The sequence below is a fragment of the uncultured Sphingomonas sp. genome (genome assembly GCF_946477935.1).
GTDB lineage: Bacteria > Pseudomonadota > Alphaproteobacteria > Sphingomonadales > Sphingomonadaceae > Sphingomonas.
Genome location: NZ_CAMLAC010000004.1, coordinates 40,558 through 47,000, shown reverse-complemented (window position 1 = coordinate 47,000; position 6,443 = coordinate 40,558). Strand labels below are relative to the sequence as shown.

The 6,443-nt window shown below is 68.1% G+C and carries 7 protein-coding genes; 3 read left to right on the top strand and 4 right to left on the bottom strand.

Going from position 1 to position 6,443, the window contains the following annotated elements; translation table 11 throughout:
- The 3 genes from Q0U08_RS01240 to Q0U08_RS01230 form a co-directional block, all read left to right on the top strand.
- Positions 1-503 (top strand): glycosyltransferase (locus Q0U08_RS01240; protein WP_298089249.1); only part of this gene is annotated, 503 nt, incomplete at its 5' end.
- Entirely contained in the window at positions 500-1,207 is a 708-nt protein-coding gene (locus Q0U08_RS01235) for a hypothetical protein (protein WP_298089248.1), read from the top strand. The genes Q0U08_RS01240 and Q0U08_RS01235, both read left to right, overlap by 4 nt.
- 36 nt (positions 1,208-1,243) lie before the next feature.
- Positions 1,244-1,945 (top strand): hypothetical protein, encoded by a 702-nt coding sequence (locus Q0U08_RS01230; RefSeq protein ID WP_298089247.1) that lies wholly within the window; start codon positions 1,244-1,246, stop codon positions 1,943-1,945.
- 15 nt (positions 1,946-1,960) lie between these two features.
- Here Q0U08_RS01230 and Q0U08_RS01225 read toward each other — a convergent pair whose 3' ends face one another.
- The 4 genes from Q0U08_RS01225 to Q0U08_RS01210 form a co-directional block, all read right to left on the bottom strand.
- Positions 1,961-2,845 carry an NAD(P)H-hydrate dehydratase gene (locus tag Q0U08_RS01225; protein ID WP_298089245.1) on the bottom strand — a complete coding sequence of 295 codons (885 nt, stop codon included), beginning with the start codon at positions 2,843-2,845 and terminating at the stop codon, positions 1,961-1,963.
- Complete coding sequence (locus Q0U08_RS01220) at positions 2,842-3,612, bottom strand: histidine phosphatase family protein (protein ID WP_298089244.1); 771 nt, start codon at positions 3,610-3,612, stop codon at positions 2,842-2,844. The genes Q0U08_RS01225 and Q0U08_RS01220 overlap by 4 nt, the downstream gene beginning before the upstream one ends.
- Before the next feature lie 19 nt (positions 3,613-3,631).
- Positions 3,632-4,552 (bottom strand): ATP-grasp fold amidoligase family protein, encoded by a 921-nt coding sequence (locus Q0U08_RS01215; protein ID WP_298089242.1) that lies wholly within the window; start codon positions 4,550-4,552, stop codon positions 3,632-3,634.
- A 137-nt stretch (positions 4,553-4,689) separates the two neighbouring features.
- Positions 4,690-6,366, bottom strand: a complete 1,677-nt coding sequence (locus Q0U08_RS01210) for a beta-xylosidase (protein WP_298089241.1) — start codon at positions 6,364-6,366, stop codon at positions 4,690-4,692.
- Between the last annotated feature and the right edge of the window lie 77 nt (positions 6,367-6,443).

Here is a 6,443-nt window from a genome sequence, read left to right as displayed (position 1 = left end):
CCGAGAAGGGGCTGGCCATGTACGAGGCGGTGATCGCGGGACTGCGTGCCCGCGGCCTGCCCGTCCGGCCGCTGGTGATCGGCGACGGGCCGGAGCGCGAACGCTTCGCCCGGCGGCTGGACGGCGCGGTGATGACCGGCCATCTGGGCGGCAAGGCACTGGGCCGTGCGGTCGCGAGTGCGGACCTGTTCGTCAACCCCAGCCTGACCGAAGCGTTCGGCAACGTCACGCTGGAGGCGATGGCATCCGGCGTGCCGGTGGTCGCCGCCGATGTCGCGGCCACCCGGGCGCTGATCGACAACGGGCATTCGGGGCTGCTGGTGCCGCCGCGCGACGCGGCCGCCTATATCGAGGCGGCCGCCACGCTGATCGCGAACCCGGAGCGTGCTGCGGCGCTGGCCCATAACGCACTGGCGACGGCGCGCGGCTTCGACTGGGCGGCGACGCTGGACGCGGTGATAGACGGGTATCGCGATGTCGCCCGCGCGGTGAACCGGTCATGACGTGGCAACCCTGGCCGATCGCGGCCGCAACCGTGCTGGCAATCGCCCCGGCACAGGCGCAGCATGCGCCCGAGATCGCCGAGCCGATGGTGTTCGATCTCGTCCGCCCGCTGGGCGCCAGACGCGGCGAGCTGGAGGTCAACACGCTGGCGCAGCACAGCCTGTCCGGACCCGATCGCAGCGTCGAATGGGCGCCGGAGATCGAGCTGGCGGTGGCCGACGGCTTTGCGGTGGAACTGGAACTGCCGATCACCGACCGCCGTGTCACCGATTTCAAGCTGGGACTGCAGGGCACGTTCGGCACCATCAACGGCGGGCGCGGCATTCACGGCGTTCAGTATCTGGGCCTGTGGAACCGCGCGCGGAGGCAATGGGAAAGCTCGCTGCTCTACGTGATCGGCAACCGCTTCAGCCCGCGGTTCAGCACGCTCAGCATGATCGGCGTCGGTGAGGTTAGTGCAGCAGGTGCCGAGGCGCGCGGGCTGATCGTCAACCATACCAGTTTCTACGACATCAGCGATGCGACCACCGCCGGCATCGAGGTGAACATCCGCGCCGGCCATGAACGCTCGACGCTCATCATGCCGCAATTGCAACAGGATGTGACCGACCGGTTCCAGATCCAGTTTGGCATGGGGGCGGTGCGCGAAACCGGCACCGCCTGGCATCCACGCATCGGCGCCCGTGTGGTGCGGCAATTATAGATGACGGTTCGGGGGACGATGATGATGGGTCGGGCCATGGCGACGATGGCAATGGGCGGTGCGGCGATGCTGGCCATGCCGCTGCCCGCGACCGCGCAATTCTTTCTGAAAAGCCACGATTATCGTGGCGAGGTGGTGACCAGCCAGGCTCCGGGAATCCTCCAGCCGCTGCCCGGCGCCACCGCCGCCGAAGGCGAGGCGGCATTGATCTGGACGATGCGCGCCGCCCTGAACGTCGCGGCGCTGCAATGCCAGTTCGAGCCGACGTTGCTGACGCAAAGCACCTACAACGCCATATTGGGCGACCATGCCGAGGAATTGAAGGCGGCGTGGGGTACGCTGAACGGCTATTTCACCCGCACCCACAGGACGGTGAAGGCCGGGCAGGCCGCGCTCGACCAGTTCGGGACGCGGACCTATTCCAGCTTCGCCACGGTATCCGCGCAATATGGCTTCTGCCGTACCGCAGCCGCAGTGGGACGCGACATCCTGTTCGCAGCCCGCGGCGAACTGGCGACGATCGCGGCTGCGCGGATGCAGGAGTTGCGCAACAGCCTGGTTCCGTATGGCGAGCAGCAGTTCCCGCGCCATATCGGTCGCGACGCGGCGACCCTGCCGCGGCTGGACGTCGCCTGCTGGGACAAGAAGGCACGGTGGCGCACCCGTGCCTGCGGGGCGGATATGTGGCCGCACGTCGCCGAAGCGCGGCCGGCCGAGGTGCAACTGGCGGGCAACTGAGCGGTCTCGCTCCGCCTATTGCGGCAGCAGGCGCGGGAATTCAGCGGGCACCTCGCGCGCCAGGAAGCCGATCGGGCCGCTGGTAGTGGCGACGCGGCGGCCGGCCTGGCCGTGCAGCCACACGCCCCAGCCCGTCGCCTCCACCGGCGAGGCTCCGCGCGACAACAGACCGGCGATGGCACCGGCCAGCACATCGCCCGATCCGCCCGTCGCCAGACCGGTGCCGCCCCCGCCATAATGGAGCAGCGTACCCTCCGGCGCGGCGATGACGGTATCGCTGCCCTTCAGCGCGACCACCGCGCCATAGTGCGCCGCGACCTGTGCCGCGATCCCAGCCGGATCATCGGCGATCGTCTCCTCGTCACGACCGGTCAGCACCGCCATCTCGCCGTAATGCGGGGTCAGCACCCATTGCCCGGAAAAGCCGGCCAGTTCGGTGCGCAACGCGCTGATACAGCCGATCGCCATCGCATCGACTACCAGCATCATGTCGTCGCGGCGCTGGCCGGCCACCATGCGCAGGATGCGCGACGACGCGTCCGGGTTGCCGATGCCGGGGCCGACGACCAGCGTATCGCAGCCGTCGATCGCCTCCGCCAGCCTGCCGACCGCGTCGATATGGATCTCGCCATCTTCGTCCTCGGGCAAGGCTATCGCCGCGGCCTCGGGCACCAGCAGCCCCAGCATCGTCGCGGCGGATGCGACCGTTGCCATCTGCAACTTGCCCGCCCCGACGCGCAAGGCCGCTTCCCCGGTCAGGCGCAGCGCGCCGGGCACGCGCGCCGACCCACCGATCGCCAGCACCTTGCCGCGGCTGTTCTTGGTCGTGCCGCGCCGGTGGACGGGTGCGGGGTTGGCAGAGATCCAGGCGCTGTCGAGCGGCGTCATCCGGTCGCTCATCCGCGCACCCCGCCCGTCCGTTCGGGCTCGGCCGTCACCGGCACCGCATCGTCGGGTACCACGTCATTATAACGGACCAGCATCAGCCCACCGCCCGGATCGGCGCGATATTCGGTGACCGAGCAATTGGCGACGTCCCCCTGGCGGTCGATCGCCAGTATCTGCTCTTCGGACAAGTTCTCGATCACGTAGCGCAGGCACAGCACGACCACCTGATGCGCCACGATCATCACCCGCCGCCCGGCATGGTGCAACGCGATCGTATCCATCAGCGAGCGCAGTCGCAAAATGACATCGCACCAGCTCTCCCCGCCGGGCGGCCGGTGGTAGAATTTGCCGAGCAATCGGCGAAACTCCGCCTGGTCGGGATAGACGGAGGCGACGCCGCTGGTGGTCAGCCCGTCGAGAATGCCGAATTCCTTCTCGCGCAGACGTTCGTCGACGCAGATGGGAGCATCGTCGTCGGTACCGCCGTGGTCGCGGAACAACCGTGCGGTATGGCAGGCACGGACATAGGGAGAGGCCAGGATGATGTCCGGCCGGTCATCGGCACCAGCCCCTGCGAACCATGCGCCGAGCGCTGCCGCCTGTTCCTCGCCGCGCGGCGACAGCATGATGTCGACGTCGCGCGCCGCCAGTTCGATGCGATCGGCGCCGCTTGCCTGTGCCGCATCGCGCGCGACGTTGCCCGCGCTTTCACCATGTCGGACGATCCACAGCCGGCTGGGCCAATGCAGCGCGCTCCGTGGTTCCAAGTCCTTCAACATCCACGCTTCTCCCTAAGGATCAGACAAGCGCGCGAAGGGCCTTGGCGTTCCTTGCCGGATGCGTGTTCAGGGCCCGCATCAGCGTGTCGCTATACAAGCGGTGCGTCGAATTCACCCGGTGGACGCCCTGCCCCGCCGGCGCGATGCCGAGCGCCGCGGCCGGGGTAAAGGTCAGCTCGCCGAAATAGATGCCGTCTGCGCCGTCATACAGATCGACGCGCACGAAATCGAACGGCGCGGACAGTGCGCGCGCGGCGGCGATCATGGCCGCGATCCGCTCGGGCGTGGGCAAGGTGTAGCTGGCTGGCGGGACCAGCCCGTCGTCGGCATGCATCGGCGCAAAGTCGGGCAGACGCAGCAGCCGGCTCCAAGGTGTGCCGAAGCGGCCATGATCGACCTGGGCGAGCAGCGGCTCGCCATGAACACAGTGGAACTTGTAATCATCCGGCGGGCCGCTGGTCCTGACCGGCACCATCGTCTCGACGATGATCGTCCTGGGCAGGCGCCAATATTGCATCTCGCGCAGGATCGTCGCGTAGTCGCGCGTGGCGAGGGCATGGAGCGCCTCCACATCGTCGGCGGAGCGCGCATGGCGCAGAAAGGTCGCGGCGCCGCTGGCATGCCCGGGCTTGGCGATCGCGTCGGTGCCGACAAATGGGGTCAGGCGTTCCCACAGATGTCGCGGCGACGGCAGTTCGGCGACCGGGATTACCGCCAACGTTTCAGGCACGCGGAGTGCCGGTGCCAGCCGCTGCGCCTCGATCTTGGCGGTGTCCTTGGCGACGAAGCGGCGGTGCAGCGCCGGCCAGTCCGGCTCGATCATCCGGGCGAAGATCAGGTCGTTGATCGTCGCGTCGGGGTCGGTCGGGGATAGCGGCCACCGGCCGAAGCGGCGGGCGAAATGCGGGCCGGCGATCAGGTGATTGAACGGCCGCGTCATCGGCGCGTCATGCCTGAATCTTTCCCACGCCGGCCCCGAAAGTTCATCATCCGTGGCGGGAAAGTGCAGATGTCGCAAGCTCGGGATCCTTTGGCGGGCCTGTCACAACGCCCCGCTCAGACAATCGTCTCCGGAGGTCAGCGCCCGTCCAGCATGACGAGTGCGACGCCCTGTGGCGGCAGATCGAAGCCGGCGACGGCAGCGCCGGCCGCGCCGGGCGTCAGCGCGACAGGTTGTGGCTGCATCACCGATGCGGCCTCGAGCGCCGCATATTGCGTCGCATCGGGGTTCAGCGGCGCGCCCATCCTTTTCCATGCGGCAAAGGCGTTGCCATGCTGGTCGTCCACGCGCCAGATCGTCGCCTTCCCGCCGCGAACGCCGCGCACCGTCAGGCGGATGGCGGCGGGCGGGCCGGCGACATCGTCGTCATGATAATGCCACACCAGCACCGCGGTGCGTCCGTCCGCCAGGCGCGTCGCGACCGTGCCGATATCGGCCGCCCCGCGCACCCCCTCCGCCACGATACGCTCCAGCGGCACCTGTGCATCGCTGGTCGCCCGCAGCCGCTCGGGGCCGAGCTGGGCGAACAGACGGAACACGTTCAGCACCGGCAGTGCGACGCCGTTGGAGGCGAGCTGGCGATAGCCTGCGAACCAGGGCTGGTCCTCGAACTCGAACGACCAGGACAATACGCCCTCCAGATTGACCCGCCGCCGCACCGCCAGTTCCCAGATCCTCGCGAAGCTGGCGGCGGTGTAGCTGGAGTACATGGTGCCGTTGCGATACGCGTTTTCCGGCCCCGGACAGGCGGCGCACCCTTCCGGATCGCTTTCGCCGATCACCACCGGCTTGGCGGCGAGCGCCGGGATCGCGGTGACCTTCACGAAACCGCGATCGACCTCCTTCAGATGGGTCGAAATCCCCATGCGGACATGGCCGTCGACGAAGACGGGCTGCCCCTTGGCGTGAAAGGCAAGGAAGTCGGTGGGTGTGCCCACCTTGCCGGTGGCGTAGTTGGTGCCCGAGGTTACGTGGCGCAGGAAACCGTCCATGAACTCGCCGCCCGCGCCCGCCGAGTCCGGCCCGCCGACCCGCGCGGTCGGCAAAGCGCGGCGCACCCCGTCCACCGCATAATCGTGCAGCTTGTAGAAGTCCTCGCGCGACGCCTCCCAATAGGCGCCATTGGCCTCGTTCCACACCTCGAAATACCAGCGCTCCACCTCCGCCCGGCCGTAGCGCGCGACATTGTGGCGGGTCCATTGATAGACCAGCTCGCGCCACTTGTCGTAGCTCTTGGGCGGGTAGGCCCAGCCCGAGATGATGTACTTGTAGTCGAATCCGGGCCGCCAGCCATGCTGATAGGGCACCCCCGCCGGCGCCGACGACATCGCCTCCGGCATGAAGCCGATCTGGAGATAGGGACGCACCCCGCGCGCCAGATAGGTGTCGATGATCCGGTCGACATGGCTCCAGTCATAGATGGGCTTGCCGTCCTTCGTTTCGGTATAGACGTTGGTGCTGCCCCATTTGAACGACGCGGTGCCGTCGCCGGTGTTGAGCAGGTTGTGCGCGCGGAAGAACACATCGCCGGTGCGCAGCTTGCCCAGTTCGACCAGCAGCTTGCGACCATCCTTCATGGTCGCGTAATTCGGCTCGTCCGCCCCGAAGAAGCGCCACACGGGGGGCAGCGTGCCTTCCACCCGGTCGGCCTCCACCGTGATCGCGACGGCACGCGGCGTGACGCGCTCTTTCGCGGTGATCGGAGAAGCCGCCAGCAGACAGGATGCCAGAACAGCCGCCATACCACGGATCATGGACATGCCCCCTCTCGCCCGCCGGCCGCATTCCCTGCCGGTTCGCGGGCGATCATGGCCCAGGCCACCCGGCGCTT